The sequence below is a fragment of the Dysgonomonas mossii DSM 22836 genome (assembly GCF_000213575.1).
Classification (GTDB): Bacteria; Bacteroidota; Bacteroidia; order Bacteroidales; family Dysgonomonadaceae; genus Dysgonomonas; species Dysgonomonas mossii.
On the sequence record NZ_GL892005.1, the window covers coordinates 353,422 to 368,124 of the forward strand.

Genomic DNA, 14,703 nt, shown 5'->3' on the forward strand with positions numbered 1-14,703 from the left:
GTTAAGTGTTAGGTTGTCGATCATAATCCGGTGATACCCATCTTCTTCATCAGAAAGCTTGCATTCATGTTTTGAGCTACTCCTTCCCTGATTTTATAGGTAAATGAGAGATGATCGTCTTTAATATCCGCCTCAAAGCGGTAATTTTTTATAGCATCGGGGAATTCTTTTTCAAGGTCGCCCAACAATAAATCGTGTGTAGCGATGATACCATTCGCCCCAAGTGACAACAATTGTTTCATCAAGGCAATAGAGCCTTTTTGCTTATCTTCCGAGTTGGTGCCTTTCAGTATCTCGTCGAGAATAATAAATAATGGTTCGCCCGATTGCAAGCGGTCGATTATCATCTTCAGACGCTTAAGTTCTGCAAAAAAATAAGACTCATTGTCTGTAAGAGAATCGGAGGTACGAAGATTGGTAACTAGCTTGTATGGATAGAATCTCAATGAGGAGGCACACACCGGAGCTCCGGCACAAGCCAGCATGAGGTTTATACCTACGGTTCGCAAGTATGTACTTTTGCCTGCCATATTTGCTCCTGTGACTACAAGAAAAAAGGGATGGCTTTCTATTGTTACATCGTTGCTTACACACACACACCGATTGAGCATCGGGTGACCAAGATTTTTACCTTCCAATATATATGTTTCAGATGCCTCGGGATAAATATAGTCGGGGTGGTTGTAGGCATATACAGCAAAAGACACCAGACTGTCAAACTCTGCCAAAACATTTAGCCAACTTCCGATATTTTCTTGGTGGCGGGTTATCCACTTTTCAATCTTTATTGAATAAATAATATTCCAGAAGAAAATGGGATTGAGAAGAAGCAACCCCAAGACGTTGGATGACTGATCGAGGTTGTTGCTATATGATTTTAGCTGGCGGATAGCTAGTGAGGCAAGTTCCCCATCTTTAATTTTATTTTGCAATTCGATTAATAACGGTGATTTAAACTCTTCGGTTTCTATTATTTCAAATAGGCTTGAGTATGTTTGTAGCGTCTCTATTTTCTTTTCAAAAAAACTCATTTTCAGACGAATGTCTTTCATCGGAGTAAGGCTTGCTATAAAGAAAATAGTCCAACAAGATCCTAGTATTGCAATAGGAATCAAATCAAAGAAACTTAGAACAATAGATAGAGCAAATACAATAGGGGCGATATATACAAAGTATCGCCAATAGCTTTCAGATAATAAGCGAGTTTGCATAAATTGACGAGAGAAGTTGTCTATATCCAATCCTTCAGTTTCGCTCATCTGCCCTGTTGCTCTCAGGTGGTTGAGTAGCCGTGGGTTGCGACTCAATTCTTTTACGGCTTCCTGATGTTCAATAATATCATCTTTTTTCTCAAAAGGCTTTAGCAGGGAGCCTGCTAGTTTGTTCTTGCCAAAAGAAGTAACAGTACGGTTTATAGATTGAAAGAAAGAGTGATTTCCAAATAAGTCGAGATCTACACTATAGCTGTGACTGCCATCAGCCTTTTCGGGTGCTCCATCGAACGCTGAAAAATCATAATCGATACCTTTCAGCTCACTTTCGGCATTCTTTATCAGCAACTCACAATATCTTTTTTTTAGAAATAGCTTGTTGTGATATTTCAGCAGATAGAGAAAGAAAGCGGCTGTTATAAAAATAATAGAGACAACTGCAACAGTATGTCCCCACATTACCCAGCAAAGGAGAATACATCCCAAGATAGTAACTAACCGCAAAGTTCCGATCTGAAAAATAGCACTTTTTAGTTTAGTCAGCTTTTCGTCTTCTCTTTTTATAAGATCCTTATAAGATTCTTGTACTTCTTCTAGTGTCATTCGCTAAAGTTATAGATTTTATTATAATTAATCGTATGCTAAAACAATTCGTGTAAGACATCCAGCGACTTCAGTGCCGGAAAGTCGTATAGATGCAAACGGTAGTATTCCAATATTCTATTTATGATGTTAACCCGATCTTGCCGAGAGAAAACAAAATGATGCATATTTTCGTATGTAATACGTGCCAGCATAGATAAAGCTTTACTGTCGTACCTATTAAGATAATAATTATGCAAAGGTTGATAATGAACAAACTCGCCGTTTATCATATCAAACAAATTATTTTCCCTGTATTCTTCAAGGTTCGGATAAAATCCCATAAAGTGGCTCAGTTTGAGCATAAATACCAAATGGAAATTAGCTATGCTTTTATCCGTCATCTCGAGTATCTGTACCGACTGTTCAAGAAAGTCGAATAGCAATTGGCTGGTGTCGGCATCTTTTAAGACCCTTGACAAAAACTCGGAAAGGAAAAAAGTCATTGACGTTTTTCCCATATCTCCGGCTATCTCATATAAATAAAAATCGGAGCGGGCTTCTCTGATTCTTTGAATATCTCTATTGCTTTGATGCTCAACTTCCATGTCGAGTATCGCTAAAGGCGAAAATAAAGATTTGGGAACTTTTGAGCCCTTACCTCTTGCTTTGGACACCATATACGTTACCCGCCCGAAAGATTCGGTAAATAACTGAGCAAGCAAATACTTGTCGTTGTAGTTTATGGTATTCAGTACCAGTCCTCTTGTCTTATAAAGCACTTCGATAATGTTTAGCTTGACAAAAATACTATTTTTTATCCGAGTGAGATTCGTTATCTCTACAAAGAAGATAAAAGGGGATAGTAAAAAAGTAATAAACTCGTTTAGCTTTATTTTCAAATATTATCTTATTATAAGAGACCGTTTGATGTGTAATAAGTATTGTAATGGGAAAAAGTAACATCAAAAAATAAGTAAAATACTGTCACTTTTGTCACTTTTTGAAAATTTTTGATCAATGATCCTTATTTATTAAACATGCATGAATTATCTCAGCCATGTAAAAATAATTGACTAACTTCGCATATAATAAATATAACACTATGTCTCAAAAAATAAAAAATATACTTTTTGATCTCGGGGGAGTTATTATAAGCCTGAATAAGCAGGAAGCGTTGAACCGTTTTACGGCTATTGGCTTTCCTAATATTGAAGATTATTTAGGTGAGTTTCGTCAAGAAGGAATATTTCTGGAGTACGAAGAAGGTAAAATAAGTCCCGAAGGTTTTTATAAAGAATTCCGCAAGTTATGCGGTAATGATAATATTGCCGCCGAAGATATCGATAATGGATGGTTAGGCTTTTTAGCGGGAATTCCTCCATACAAATTTGAACTTTTGAAAGAGCTTCGCAAAAAGTATAAAGTATATTTATTAAGCAATACAAATCCGTCTGTAATTAAATGGGCTTCAAGTGAGGCTTTCTCACCCGAAGGTTTGCCTATTCAGGCATATTTCGATAAATGCTATCTTTCTTTTGAGATAGGGCATGCAAAACCCGACAGAGAGATATTTGACTTTATACTTGCCGATTCGGGAATGATTCCGTCCGAGACTCTGTTTCTTGATGATGGCAAAGCGAATATAGAAATAGGTAAAGAGATTGGCTTTGAAACTTGTTTGGTCGATCAAACAGAAGACCTAAGAAAAGTGTTTACTGATAGAGACCTGTTATAAGTTAATATTTAGGATATGCAGTTGGTAGATAAGACAAACAAGATAGAACTTCCGTCATTAGTGGCTACTATTGGCTTTTTCGATGGTGTACATACAGGACATCGGTATCTGATTGATCAGGTGAAAGAAGAAGCAGCCAAGCGAGGTTTACCCTCTGCTGTCATAACTTTTCCTGTACATCCGCGAAAGGTATTGCAAAAGGACTATCAACCGGCTTTACTTTGTGGCTATGACGAAAAGATAGAGCGTCTGGCTACTACCGGAATTGATTATTGTATTTGTCTCGATTTTACGGTTGAGATATCACAAATGTCTGCTAAAAGATTCATGCAGAATATCCTGAAAGAAAAATTGAATGTTGATTCTCTCGTTATAGGCTACGATCATCGTTTTGGTCACAATAGAGAAGATGATTTTTCTGACTACGAACGATACGGCAGTGAAATAAAAATGCAGGTAATAGAAGCCAAAGCTTTACCGGGGCTCGAACATGTTAGTTCGTCACGTATACGTAAGCTTCTGGCAGAAGGATATATCCGTAAAGCGGGGAAGCTATTATCATATAACTACACTATCTCAGGAAAGATTGTGGAAGGATTTAAAGTAGGCAGGACGATAGGCTTCCCAACAGCCAATATACAGATATGGGAGACTTACAAGGTAGTTCCTGCATTTGGTATATATGCAGTCTATGTACATGTCGAAGGTGTTAAATATGATGGTATGCTTTACATTGGCAAGCGCCCTACACTGCATAATGGAGATAATATAAGTATAGAGGTTAATCTCTTCGATTTTGACGGAGATCTGTATAATAAAACCCTCACGGCCGAGTTTCTCGATTTTGTGCGTCCTGACGAAAAATTCTCAGATATTGCGACTTTAAAGGATCAGATTAGTAGAGATAAAGAGACTGTAATAAAAGTTATTGAAAATTATAAAGGGCTTAATACCTAGTCTCTAAACCATATCTCAGTTATATAATCCTAAAATATTAACTTATAACAAAAAAATAATAGATAAAGAGTTAAATAACTGATTTTTATTTTTATATTTGTGGAGCATTAGAGTTCTTAACAGTATGGTTTAAATTTTTCTTCGCAAGTCACTTCCCTTCTTGGTAACCTTTCTTGTCTAGTTTATTTTAGCTTTTTATTCTTATTTACTTCTTCTGCAAAGTATTAAATTTTAAATTTTATTTTTTTACAATGAACATTTTTATTGCAGGGTTGAGCTACAGCATCAACGACAATGATTTGAGAGATTTATTCAACGAATACGGTGAAATTTCCTCAGCAAAAGTTATTATGGACAAGGCTACAGGCCGTTCTAAAGGTTATGGATTTGTTGAACTTGAAGACAATGCAGCCGGACAAAAAGCTATTGAAGAATTAAATGGTGCTGAATATGACGGAAGAACTATTTCTGTTTCAGAAGCTCGTCCTCGTACAGAAGGTGGAGACCGCCCACGCAGAAACTTCGATAACAACAGAGGTGGAAACGGTGGTTTTAGAAGACGTGAATATTAATTAGTATTCTACATAAACAATAAAAGGTGCCATTTGGCACCTTTTTTGTTTTTATTAATTGACAGGCTTAATAATCAGTATGCCCATTTTAAGTATAAAGCTCCCCATGTAAATCCTCCGCCAAATGCTGTAAGGATAAGGTTGTCTCCTTTCTTAAGCTGAGATTCCCATTCGTGTATGCAGACAGGAATGGTGGCAGCACTTGTATTGCCATACTTTTGTATGTTTACCATAACCTTGTTTGGCGAAAGTCCCATGCGATTTCCTACAGCCTCTATAATGCGAATGTTTGCCTGATGAGGAACTAACCAGTCTACCGATTCGTTTGATAGATTGTTGCGTTCCATTATCTCTACAGAAACATCAGCCATTTTAGATACGGCATGTTTGAATACTACTTGTCCTTCTTGATAAACATAGTGCATGTCTTTATCTACGGTTTCGTGGGAAGCCGGATATGCCGAACCTCCTCCATATTGGTGGAGATGAGTTATCCCAACCCCGTCGAGATGAAGAATACTATCCATAATACCAAACTCTTCTTCGGTAGGTTCCAGCATTACAGCACCTGCAGCATCTCCAAATAGAGGACATGTAGCACGATCTTTATAGTTGGCTATAGATGTCATTTTATCTCCTGCAGCTACAATTACTTTTTTGTATTTGCCTGATTTGATAAAATTAGAACCAACCTCTAATGCATATATAAAGCCTGAACATGCAGCTTGGATATCAAACCCTAAAGCATTTTTTATTCCACAAGCTTCAGCAGTCATTGCAGCCGTTGATGGGAATACATAGTCAGGTGTAGTAGTGGCAAAAATGATTACCTCAACCTCCTCTGGTTTGGTATTTGTTTTCTTCAATAATTCTTTCACAGCTTCGGCTCCCATAACAGAAGTACCTTTGCCTTCGCCTTTGAGTACACGACGTTCTTTGATTCCGACACGGGTCATGATCCATTCGTCTGTAGTATCCACCAATTTTTCAATATCACTGTTGGTGAGAATATCCTCAGGGACATATGCTCCTATACCGGTAATTGCAGCTCGAATCATTGTTTTTTTGGTTTTGTGAGTATTTATAAAAAAAATGCCCTAATATTAGGGCTTAAAGTCTTGGTTTAAGATATTAAACCGCAGCTCCTTTTTCTATTGCCAATTTACCTCTGTAGTATCCGCACTCAGGGCAAACTGTGTGGAATACATGCCAAGAGCCGCAATTAGAGCATACAGCTAATGTTGGAGCTACTGCTTTATCATGAGTTCTTCTTTTAGCTGTTCTAGACTTTGACTGTCTTCGTTTCGGATGTGCCATCTTTTTGTTTTATTTAGTTATTTCTATATATCTGAATTAAAAAATCAAATTTCTGTTCTTATTTAATCTTCGTCAATAGAGACATCTTTCAATGCATCCCAACGAGAATCTGTAAGAGGTGAGTCCTCTTCTATTTCGATATCGTCTAAGTCGTCTTCGTCCGAATCTTCATCGGAAGTACTTTTAGCTCTATGCTTATTTAACTTAGAAGACATTGCTTTATTGCATGTGCCTGGAGGATGTATGCGTTTTGCTGGTAAGCTAAGTATGATAAATTCATACAAAAACCATGCTATATTAATTTCCCCATCATCTTCAGGAATGATAACAATCTCATCACTTTCTTCAGAGTATTCTTTACCGAATTTAACGATAAGCTTGTTTTTTGTTTCCACATTCATGTTGATGTCGTCTAAACATCTGTCGCATGGAACTAAAACAAATCCGGTAATATCAAAATTGAGCTCAAAAATAGTACTTGTCTTTTTTAAAGATACTACTACTTTTAAGTTGCCCCTTTTTATATCGGCTGTGCCGTCATCAATAAGAGCAAAGTACTTATTATCCAAGTCATACTTGAATTCATGTTTCCCTTCGCTTAAGCTTCTCAAAGGGATATTATATAAGCTAAACTTTCCCACGTATTGTATTTAAAACTCAAAAGAACGGCGCAAAGGTATAAAGTTTTTTTGGAATAAATAAATATTTTAAGTCTAATCTTGAAACAAAGTAGAAGAGGAGATTCAAATGTAAATAATCTGATTTTGAATTTGTATATGAAAAAGCTACATAAAAATTAATTTATGTAGCTTTCTCGTAATTGGCGTAGTAATGTTGTTTGTTTTCTCTTATAATATATCTTTATAATACAAGATATATAATTTTAATTATGTAGTGTAGCTTTGTTTAAAAAAGTATTGTTCTAGTGCTCATTTACTATATAGATGGAGGAAATATAAAAACGTTGCATAAAAAAAATAGTTTTTTTGTTCTTTAATAATATAGTGTTTAGGTAAGGTGTTGATAAGCAGTTGATTCGTTTGGCGTCGTTATGGAATTATCAGGAATCAGGAAGTATTCTTTAGTATAAGGTGAAATAAAAAGAGAGTGCTGCATAAAAATAATTTATGCAGCACTCCTTTATAGGTAGTTGTTTTTTATCCGATTGTAATCAGAGCGACTCCTTCTAATACAGAGTCTCCTTTGGATACATGTATACCGGTAACTTTTCCGTCTTGAGTTGCTTGAATAGCATTCTCCATTTTCATAGCCTCAAGCATAACTACAGTCTGTCCTTTCTTCACTTCGTCACCTTCATTAACTAATACGTCGATGATGATGCCCGGAAGTGGAGATTTTACACTGCCTGCACCACCACTCGCTGGTTTGGTTGGTGCCGGAGTTGTAGCTTTAGGTGCTGCTGTGGCAGTAGCTGCCGGCGCTTTCGAAGCCGGACGAGTAACAAGAGTGATTTCTTCCTCGTTGTTTACCAATTCTACTTTATAGTTGCTTCCGTTTACGGCAACTTCAGCAAGACCGTTATCCATTTTGTTTACGGCTACTATGTATTCCTGTCCGTTTATTCTATATATGAACTGTTTCATAATAATTTATCAATTTTATTTTCTTACTGGCATTTGAAGCATAGCTTTACTTTTGTCAGCCCATGGTAGATAATCTTTCGACACATGTTTGATCGTTAGCACATTGCTTTCTATGTCGTGCTGGTTTTGCACTTCATATATCGCTAAGGCTATAGCTGCTAATACTTCTGACGGTATATTATTATTACTCATAATACTAATTCGTTTAGAGATTATAGAGGCAGGTTGTCATGCTTCTTGGAAGGATTAACTTGCTTTTTAGTTCTCAGTTGTTCCAAAGCACGGATAACGCGGAAACGAGTATTTCTCGGTTCGATCACGTCATCGATATATCCATAGCGTGCAGCGTTGAAAGGATTACAGAATAATTTGTTGTATTCTGCTTTCTTTGCAGCAAGTGCTTCAGCCGGATTCTCAGATTCTTTGATTTCTTTCGCGTAAAGTACTTCTGCTGCTCCATCAGCACCCATAACTGCGATTTCGGCAGTAGGCCATGCATAGTTGATGTCGCCACGAAGTTGTTTACAGCTCATTACGATGTGTGAACCTCCGTAAGACTTACGTAGAGTAACTGTTACTTTAGGTACTGTAGCTTCTCCGTATGCATAAAGAAGTTTTGCGCCATGAGTAATTACACCGCCGTATTCTTGACCTGTTCCAGGAAGGAATCCCGGTACGTCTACCAGTGTCACCAACGGAATATTGAAAGCATCGCAGAATCGTACGAAACGAGCTGCTTTGCGTGAAGCGTTGATGTCTAGTACTCCGGCAAGGTATTTAGGTTGGTTAGCCACGATACCAACAGATTGGCCATTCATGCGGGCAAAACCAATTATTATGTTCTTAGCATAGTTCCCATGTACCTCAAGGAATTCGCCATTGTCGACAACCGCACCGATTACTTCAAACATATCGTATGGTTTATTCGGATTGTCAGGGATGATTTCATTTAGTAAATCCTCCATTCTGGCAATTGGGTCTGTACATTCTTTGCGAGGAGCTTCTTCCATATTGTTTTGAGGAAGGAAGCTATATAAGTGGCGGATCAAAGATAATCCATCATCTTCGTTTGCTACAGAGAAATGAGCAACCCCCGATTTAGTAGTGTGTACGCTTGCTCCACCAAGTTCTTCTTGTGTTACATCTTCTCCGGTAACAGTTTTTACTACTTTAGGTCCTGTAAGGAACATGTAAGATGTGCCTTCTGTCATCAAGACGAAGTCTGTCAAAGCTGGTGAATATACAGCTCCACCGGCGCATGGGCCGAAGATTCCTGATATTTGAGGTATTACACCCGAAGCTAAGATATTACGTTGGAAAATTTCTGAATAGCCGGCAAGAGCGTTAACTCCTTCTTGTATACGTGCACCTCCCGAGTCGTTGATGCCGATTACCGGAGCACCTACTTTCATCGCCATATCCATTACTTTACAGATCTTTAATGCCATAGTTTCGGAAAGTGATCCTCCTATAACAGTAAAGTCTTGAGCGAAGACATAAACAAGACGACCTTCGATCGTACCACAGCCTGTAACAACTCCGTCTCCAAGGAATTTTTGTTTGTCCATTCCGAAGTTTGTACTGCGGTGTTCAACGAACATGTCAAATTCTTCGAAACTACCTTCATCCAATAAGATGGCTAAGCGTTCGCGTGCAGTATACTTGCCTTTTGCATGTTGAGCTTCTATTCTCTTTTCTCCTCCACCGAGGCGTGCCTTTGCGCGGAGCTCTATCAGCTCTTTTACTTTTTCAAGTTGGCCCATGTTTTAATATTTTAGATTCTAATTAAATTATAGGATAATGCAAAAATGACTTTACTTCATTGTGGGTTTAATGAGTAAAGTCATCTTCTTATTTATTTTTTTGGAGTCTCACAGAGTTCTGTAAGAACGCTTCCAGTTGATTTCGGGTGAAGGAATGCGATATCAAGACCTTCAGCGCCACGGCGAGGGGCTTTGTCTATTAGTTGAACTCCTTTAGCTTCTACTTCAGCTAAAGCGTTTGCTACGCCGTCTTGAACACACCATGCAATGTGGTGAATTCCTTCTCCTTTTTTCTCAATAAATTTAGCAATTGTGCTGTCTGGACTTGTTGGCTCAAGCAGTTCAATTTTTGTTTGACCTACTTTGAAGAAAGCAGTCTTTACTTTTTGATCTTCAACAACCTCTATGCTGTAGCATTTCAAGCCTAAAACTCCTTCATAATAAGGAAGTTGTTCTTCGATGCTTTTCACAGCAATACCTAGATGTTCAATGTGCGAAATATCCATGTTATATTTGAATAAAAAGTTATTATTTAGTTCGCCCCAAAGGTACTATTAAAATATAAGACAACGAAATTAAAATTATAAAAAAACTTGTATTATGCACAAAAAATAAGAAACTGTGCATTTGTGGAAATATGTTACTGTTTCTATTGATATTGTGGTTCTTGTAGTTGTACTACGTAACAATATATTCATATTTAGCACTAATTGCTATGTTATTAATATTGATTGTATATTGCCTACACTCATATCCCTTTTATATCAAACAGATAATTTTGTGAACAATGTGTTATAGCTGGTTGTTATATTATAACCTATTGTTCCATCTTTTAAAATGATATTGCTATGAGACTTAGAGATGTTTTGAAGGTAGGGGATATATTATATAGAGTTGACCCCAAAAAGTTGTCTATTAAGGAGTTTAAGGTTAATTCTCCTGACGAAGTCGTAAATTTTACGACGACCAATTATGAGGATTTTTCCGTAGCGTGTGAAAAGAAACGATTCTCTTTGCCTTTCGATAACTTCCCTTTTGAGTTTAAAGGGTTTATATACTTCCAGAGTGAAGATGAAGCGAATAACTTTATAAAAACTCAAATAGGATTATAGTTGTTTAGTTTATACAATTGCTATTGTATTATAATACAAAAAGATTATCCCAATCGGGATAATCTTTTTTGTTTTTATGCTTTAGGCTTCTTATTCTTGTCTCGAAATCTTACCGCTTCCGGATATTGACTGATCTATTTGTGGGTTACCTTTATACTTAACACTACCACTGCCAGAGATACTTACGTCTAGATATTTGTTTGCATATACAAAAAAGTCTCCGCTCCCTGATACCGAACATTTAACAGAGTCGGCAACCAGATCTGTAGCTATTACTTTACCGCTTCCTGATATTCTGGAGTCTATGTTTGTTACTTTACCTTTTGCATTTACATCGCCCGATCCTGATACTCTTGTTGATAATGAGTGGCATATAAGGCTGTCTATAATAATGTTGCCGCTCCCTGATACCGATACATCTAATTTTGATGTTTCTAACTTGCCTTTTAGGTGAGCTTTCATAGAACCGCTTATGCTTAGGCTTGTCAGGTCTTTCGAGTTAGTATATATCTTGTATGTTGTAGGGTTGATGTTTTCTTTACTCTTGAAAGATAGCACGTCACCATCTGTTTTTATTATCAACAATGGATAAATATTTTCATCAGTCTCTACGCGCACATATGGTGCTACGTCCGGCTTTTGCTCATAAACGAGTTCACCGCCTCCGCCAAATTCAATGGCTTTATAGTCAGATATACTAACTTCGTTTTCTACTATTGTTCCGTTACCTCTTACCGAATTGAAGTTACAAGACTGGGCAACAAATATTAATAAACTAATGCTGATTGTGTATAAAATAGATTTCATTTCTATAATAATTTAAAATTGTTAACTTATAGATATGACGGCATAACTATGTTTTTGGTTACAGAAAAAATCAAAAAAAATTAAATAATTTTATTTTTAATGAAAAATACAACCAGCAGCACCCATCCTGCAATCATAAACATGCCTCCGATAGGGGTAATGGGACCTAAAAATTTTAAGTTCACATTCCAATATTCGGAGAAGGCTAGAAAGTAAATACTAAACGAAAACAAGAATACACCCACAATTATGGAGATAGCAGCCCACTTCTCGATAGAGGACGTGAAAGACAGAGTCAGCCCTATTACCAGCAATACAATCGCATGATACATCTGATAACGTACCCCTGTGTCGAAGCTCGCTAACTTGTCGGGAGTAAGCATCGCTTTGAAGGCATGTGCTCCAAAAGCTCCAAGTATAACAGATATAGTCCCGTATACACTTGCTGCAATTAATACGAGTTGTTTCATTCTCTTTTATCTATTGGTATGTATTCGCGAACGTCAGCAGCATTTTTATATGCCGGGCGGATAATTCGTTTTTGCTTAAAGTTCAGTTCTTCGATACGGTGTGCTGTCCATCCTACAATACGAGCCATGGCAAACAAAGGAGTGTAAATTTCCTGCGGAAGGCCAATCATATCGTATACAAATCCGGAGTAAAAGTCCACGTTGGCACATACCTGTTTGTTTACATTCTTGCCTTTGGTTTCCATGAAGTTGAAGATTGCCCGCTCTTCTAATAAGGTGTAGAAGTTATATTCAGCTTCGCGCCCTTTCTCAATTGCCAGATCTCGAGCCATTTCTTTCAGGAGAACAGTACGAGGGTCTGATATGGTGTATATAGCGTGCCCGATACCGTAAATAAGCCCGGTGCGGTCATAAGCTTCTTTGTTCAATATCTTGCAAAGGTAATTGTCTATTTCTTCAACGCTGGTCCAGTCTTTAACCTCACTCTTGATTGTTTGTATCATGTCTATAACCTTCAGGTTTGCTCCTCCGTGCAGTGGCCCTTTTAGTGAGCCGATACCTGCGGCAATAGTAGAATATGTATCAGTGCCTGTCGAGCTGGTTACGCGTACCGTAAATGTAGAGTTGTTCCCTCCACCATGGTCGGCATGTACCATCATGGCTAGGTCTAGAATTTTTACATCTAGTGGAGTGTAATGTCGTCCTTTCATCATGTAAAGGAAATTCTCGGCTAGAGAAACGTCCGGTTGAGGGTGTCTTATATGTAACGACTTGCCTTGTCCATGTCGTATGGCATTATGTGCATAGGCTACTATAGTAGGGAATGTTGCGATTAGATTGACCGATTGTTTGATTAGGTTTTCGGGAGTTGTATCATCTGGATTCTCATCGAATGTATATAGCTCGAGCACGCATCTTGACAGATAGTTCATGATGTCTTTTCCTACCAAGTCTAATATATGCATCACTATCTTAGGATTCAGATCCATGGTTCTGCTTATTACACCCGAGAACTCTTTTAGTTCTTCTCTACTCGGTAGATTACCTGAGAGAATCAGATAAACGACTTCTTCAAATCCCAGACGGTCTTCTTTCTGAGCTCCTTTTACTATATCTTCAAGGCTAATTCCTCTGTATATCAGTCTACCCGGTATTGGAGTCAGTTTCCCTTCAGCATCACGTTCGTACCCAACAACGTCACCCACCTTTGTCAGACCAACAACAACTCCTGTATGGTCTTCATTTCTAAGTCCACGTTTTACATTGAATGTTTTGAAAAGTTCGTTGTCAATGTTGCATGTTGTTTCTACTGTTTTTGATATTTTTTTTATTGTTTCACTATCTTTTAATCTATCCATAATATCTGGTTTTAATTGTTTGTCAATGGTACTTATTAGGAACAAAAAATTATTCAAATAGGTTCTTGAATAATATAAATATATTTAGAATACTATATCGCAATTTCTTTCTGTTTCGTCTATTTTTGCTCCCAAACTTTTGTAGAAGGATATCGCTGGTTTGTTCCATTCTGAAACTTGCCATCTTAACCTGTCGCACTTCTCTTTCTCCGCATGTTTGATAACTGCATTGATGAGTAGCGAGCCGATTCCCTTTCCTCTATATTTTTCTTTTATGTAAAGGTCATCCATATATAAGGATTTACCCACCCATGTGTAATATGCAAAGAAAAATGTAGCATATCCTATAATACTATTATCTTCGTCTCTGGCTGTAAAACCATGAAGGAAGTCTTTCTCGGATATCATCTTTTCTACCGAATTTTTCATCTTTTCCGGTTGGTTCTGGAATGTTGCAAATTCAAGAAAAAGAGCAACTAGTTCTTCGAAATCATTCTCTTCAATGTTTTTTATTGTTACCATATTTTGATCCTTAATCAGTAAAGTTGTCAACGATTTTATCTTCTTGCCAGTTGTATTCTATTCTTTTTGCTATTTCTCTTGCTTTTTCTAGTCCCTTTATGTCTGCGATAAAGCCTAAAGCCATATCTATCCCTGCGCTAATACCTGAGGATGTATAGTATTTGCCATCTACTACCCATCGGGCTTGTTTTATCCAAGTGACTTGATCGGAGCTTTGTTTTACCCAATCGAAAGACCGTTTGTTAGATGTTGCTTCTCTTCCGTCCAATAGACCCGTCTTTGCCAGTAAGGCACTTCCTGTACAGACGGTGATAACAAATTGACTTTTAGTAGCTAGATGTTTAATTGTGTCAATAAAGCTGGAGTTGTTTATTTCATCCCTTGCGCCTATTCCTCCAGGAAGAAACAATACCTGATCGGAGATAAACTGATCAAGTTTTTCTGTTGCGATGTGTATATTGTCTTGATTCGAAATCAAACCGCCATCCAGAGAATAGTATTTGATTTCCCATTCGTCTGCTTTGCCAAAAACTTCCACAGGACCAAATACGTCAAGGGTTTCAAAGTTGTGAAATAGTACAACGTTTATGATCATTGCTACATTGTGTTTCTACGTAAAAGGTGACAAAGGGAACAGTTTAATGATGTTTTCGTAATGTCACCTTTTACTATAGGTGTAACTTTATAATG

17 protein-coding genes are annotated in these 14,703 nt (G+C 37.4%); 4 read left to right on the plus strand and 13 right to left on the minus strand.

Annotation, left to right across the window (positions count from 1 at the left end; genetic code table 11):
- Positions 1–20: 20 nt before the first annotated feature.
- Both HMPREF9456_RS05105 and recO read right to left on the minus strand, forming a co-directional pair.
- Positions 21–1,814: a MutS-related protein gene (locus tag HMPREF9456_RS05105; RefSeq protein ID WP_006842401.1), complete on the minus strand. Its 1,794-nt coding sequence runs from the start codon at positions 1,812–1,814 to the stop codon at positions 21–23.
- 38 nt (positions 1,815–1,852) lie between these two features.
- Positions 1,853–2,575, minus strand: coding sequence for a DNA repair protein RecO (gene recO / locus HMPREF9456_RS05110; RefSeq protein WP_018074785.1), 723 nt, complete (start codon positions 2,573–2,575; stop codon positions 1,853–1,855).
- 323 nt (positions 2,576–2,898) lie between these two features.
- Between recO and HMPREF9456_RS05115 the strand changes: the two genes are divergently transcribed.
- The 3 genes from HMPREF9456_RS05115 (at position 2,899) to HMPREF9456_RS05125 (ending at position 5,060) form a co-directional block, all read left to right on the plus strand.
- On the plus strand, positions 2,899–3,531 hold the full coding sequence (locus HMPREF9456_RS05115; protein WP_006842403.1) for an HAD family hydrolase: 633 nt from the start codon (positions 2,899–2,901) through the stop codon (positions 3,529–3,531).
- 15 nt (positions 3,532–3,546) lie between these two features.
- The gene (ribF, locus tag HMPREF9456_RS05120; RefSeq protein WP_006842404.1) at positions 3,547–4,488 is read left to right on the plus strand and encodes a riboflavin biosynthesis protein RibF; all 942 of its coding nucleotides are present in this window, start codon (positions 3,547–3,549) and stop codon (positions 4,486–4,488) included.
- Between the two features lie 251 nt (positions 4,489–4,739).
- Positions 4,740–5,060 (plus strand): RNA recognition motif domain-containing protein, encoded by a 321-nt coding sequence (locus HMPREF9456_RS05125; protein WP_006842405.1) that lies wholly within the window; start codon positions 4,740–4,742, stop codon positions 5,058–5,060.
- A gap of 74 nt (positions 5,061–5,134) precedes the next feature.
- Here HMPREF9456_RS05125 and HMPREF9456_RS05130 read toward each other — a convergent pair whose 3' ends face one another.
- The 6 genes from HMPREF9456_RS05130 to mce form a co-directional block, all read right to left on the minus strand.
- On the minus strand, positions 5,135–6,118 hold the full coding sequence (locus HMPREF9456_RS05130; protein ID WP_006842406.1) for a beta-ketoacyl-ACP synthase III: 984 nt from the start codon (positions 6,116–6,118) through the stop codon (positions 5,135–5,137).
- A gap of 73 nt (positions 6,119–6,191) precedes the next feature.
- Positions 6,192–6,377: a 50S ribosomal protein L32 gene (gene rpmF / locus HMPREF9456_RS17020; RefSeq protein WP_006842407.1), complete on the minus strand. Its 186-nt coding sequence runs from the start codon at positions 6,375–6,377 to the stop codon at positions 6,192–6,194.
- 62 nt (positions 6,378–6,439) lie between these two features.
- Positions 6,440–7,018, minus strand: coding sequence for a YceD family protein (locus HMPREF9456_RS05135; RefSeq protein ID WP_006842408.1), 579 nt, complete (start codon positions 7,016–7,018; stop codon positions 6,440–6,442).
- Positions 7,019–7,534: 516 nt separating this feature from the next.
- Complete coding sequence (locus HMPREF9456_RS05140; protein WP_006842409.1) at positions 7,535–7,981, minus strand: biotin/lipoyl-containing protein; 447 nt, start codon at positions 7,979–7,981, stop codon at positions 7,535–7,537.
- A 212-nt stretch (positions 7,982–8,193) separates the two neighbouring features.
- Positions 8,194–9,744, minus strand: coding sequence for an acyl-CoA carboxylase subunit beta (locus HMPREF9456_RS05145; RefSeq protein WP_006842411.1), 1,551 nt, complete (start codon positions 9,742–9,744; stop codon positions 8,194–8,196).
- Between the two features lie 92 nt (positions 9,745–9,836).
- Positions 9,837–10,250, minus strand: a complete 414-nt coding sequence (mce, locus tag HMPREF9456_RS05150; RefSeq protein WP_006842412.1) for a methylmalonyl-CoA epimerase — start codon at positions 10,248–10,250, stop codon at positions 9,837–9,839.
- A 342-nt stretch (positions 10,251–10,592) separates the two neighbouring features.
- Here mce and HMPREF9456_RS05155 point away from each other — a divergent pair, with 342 nt between their 5' ends.
- Entirely contained in the window at positions 10,593–10,856 is a 264-nt protein-coding gene (locus tag HMPREF9456_RS05155) for a hypothetical protein (RefSeq protein ID WP_006842413.1), read from the plus strand.
- 90 nt (positions 10,857–10,946) lie between these two features.
- Here HMPREF9456_RS05155 and HMPREF9456_RS05160 read toward each other — a convergent pair whose 3' ends face one another.
- From HMPREF9456_RS05160 to HMPREF9456_RS05180, 5 genes are all read right to left on the minus strand, one after another.
- Positions 10,947–11,663 (minus strand): head GIN domain-containing protein, encoded by a 717-nt coding sequence (locus tag HMPREF9456_RS05160; protein ID WP_006842414.1) that lies wholly within the window; start codon positions 11,661–11,663, stop codon positions 10,947–10,949.
- An 80-nt stretch (positions 11,664–11,743) separates the two neighbouring features.
- Positions 11,744–12,133 (minus strand): DUF423 domain-containing protein, encoded by a 390-nt coding sequence (locus HMPREF9456_RS05165; RefSeq protein WP_006842415.1) that lies wholly within the window; start codon positions 12,131–12,133, stop codon positions 11,744–11,746.
- Positions 12,130–13,491 (minus strand): citrate synthase, encoded by a 1,362-nt coding sequence (locus HMPREF9456_RS05170; protein ID WP_018074786.1) that lies wholly within the window; start codon positions 13,489–13,491, stop codon positions 12,130–12,132. The genes HMPREF9456_RS05165 and HMPREF9456_RS05170 overlap by 4 nt, the downstream gene beginning before the upstream one ends.
- Before the next feature lie 84 nt (positions 13,492–13,575).
- Positions 13,576–14,013, minus strand: coding sequence for a GNAT family N-acetyltransferase (locus tag HMPREF9456_RS05175; RefSeq protein ID WP_006842417.1), 438 nt, complete (start codon positions 14,011–14,013; stop codon positions 13,576–13,578).
- Between the two features lie 10 nt (positions 14,014–14,023).
- Positions 14,024–14,608 (minus strand): DJ-1/PfpI family protein, encoded by a 585-nt coding sequence (locus HMPREF9456_RS05180; protein WP_006842418.1) that lies wholly within the window; start codon positions 14,606–14,608, stop codon positions 14,024–14,026.
- Positions 14,609–14,703 lie beyond the last annotated feature (95 nt).

Bases quoted from the DNA above. Each gene is read 5' to 3' on its own strand.
- HMPREF9456_RS05105 (WP_006842401.1), bottom strand. From the start codon at position 1,814: ATGACACTAGAAGAAGTACAAGAATCTTATAAGGATCTTATAAAAAGA.
- HMPREF9456_RS05115 (WP_006842403.1), top strand. From the start codon at position 2,899: ATGTCTCAAAAAATAAAAAATATACTTTTTGATCTCGGGGGAGTTATT.
- ribF (WP_006842404.1), top strand. From the start codon at position 3,547: ATGCAGTTGGTAGATAAGACAAACAAGATAGAACTTCCGTCATTAGTG.
- HMPREF9456_RS05125 (WP_006842405.1), top strand. From the start codon at position 4,740: ATGAACATTTTTATTGCAGGGTTGAGCTACAGCATCAACGACAATGAT.
- HMPREF9456_RS05130 (WP_006842406.1), bottom strand. From the start codon at position 6,118: ATGATTCGAGCTGCAATTACCGGTATAGGAGCATATGTCCCTGAGGAT.
- rpmF (WP_006842407.1), bottom strand. From the start codon at position 6,377: ATGGCACATCCGAAACGAAGACAGTCAAAGTCTAGAACAGCTAAAAGA.
- HMPREF9456_RS05140 (WP_006842409.1), bottom strand. From the start codon at position 7,981: ATGAAACAGTTCATATATAGAATAAACGGACAGGAATACATAGTAGCC.
- HMPREF9456_RS05145 (WP_006842411.1), bottom strand. From the start codon at position 9,744: ATGGGCCAACTTGAAAAAGTAAAAGAGCTGATAGAGCTCCGCGCAAAG.
- mce (WP_006842412.1), bottom strand. From the start codon at position 10,250: ATGGATATTTCGCACATTGAACATCTAGGTATTGCTGTGAAAAGCATC.
- HMPREF9456_RS05155 (WP_006842413.1), top strand. From the start codon at position 10,593: ATGAGACTTAGAGATGTTTTGAAGGTAGGGGATATATTATATAGAGTT.
- HMPREF9456_RS05160 (WP_006842414.1), bottom strand. From the start codon at position 11,663: ATGAAATCTATTTTATACACAATCAGCATTAGTTTATTAATATTTGTT.
- HMPREF9456_RS05165 (WP_006842415.1), bottom strand. From the start codon at position 12,133: ATGAAACAACTCGTATTAATTGCAGCAAGTGTATACGGGACTATATCT.
- HMPREF9456_RS05170 (WP_018074786.1), bottom strand. From the start codon at position 13,491: ATGGATAGATTAAAAGATAGTGAAACAATAAAAAAAATATCAAAAACA.
- HMPREF9456_RS05175 (WP_006842417.1), bottom strand. From the start codon at position 14,013: ATGGTAACAATAAAAAACATTGAAGAGAATGATTTCGAAGAACTAGTT.
- HMPREF9456_RS05180 (WP_006842418.1), bottom strand. From the start codon at position 14,608: ATGATCATAAACGTTGTACTATTTCACAACTTTGAAACCCTTGACGTA.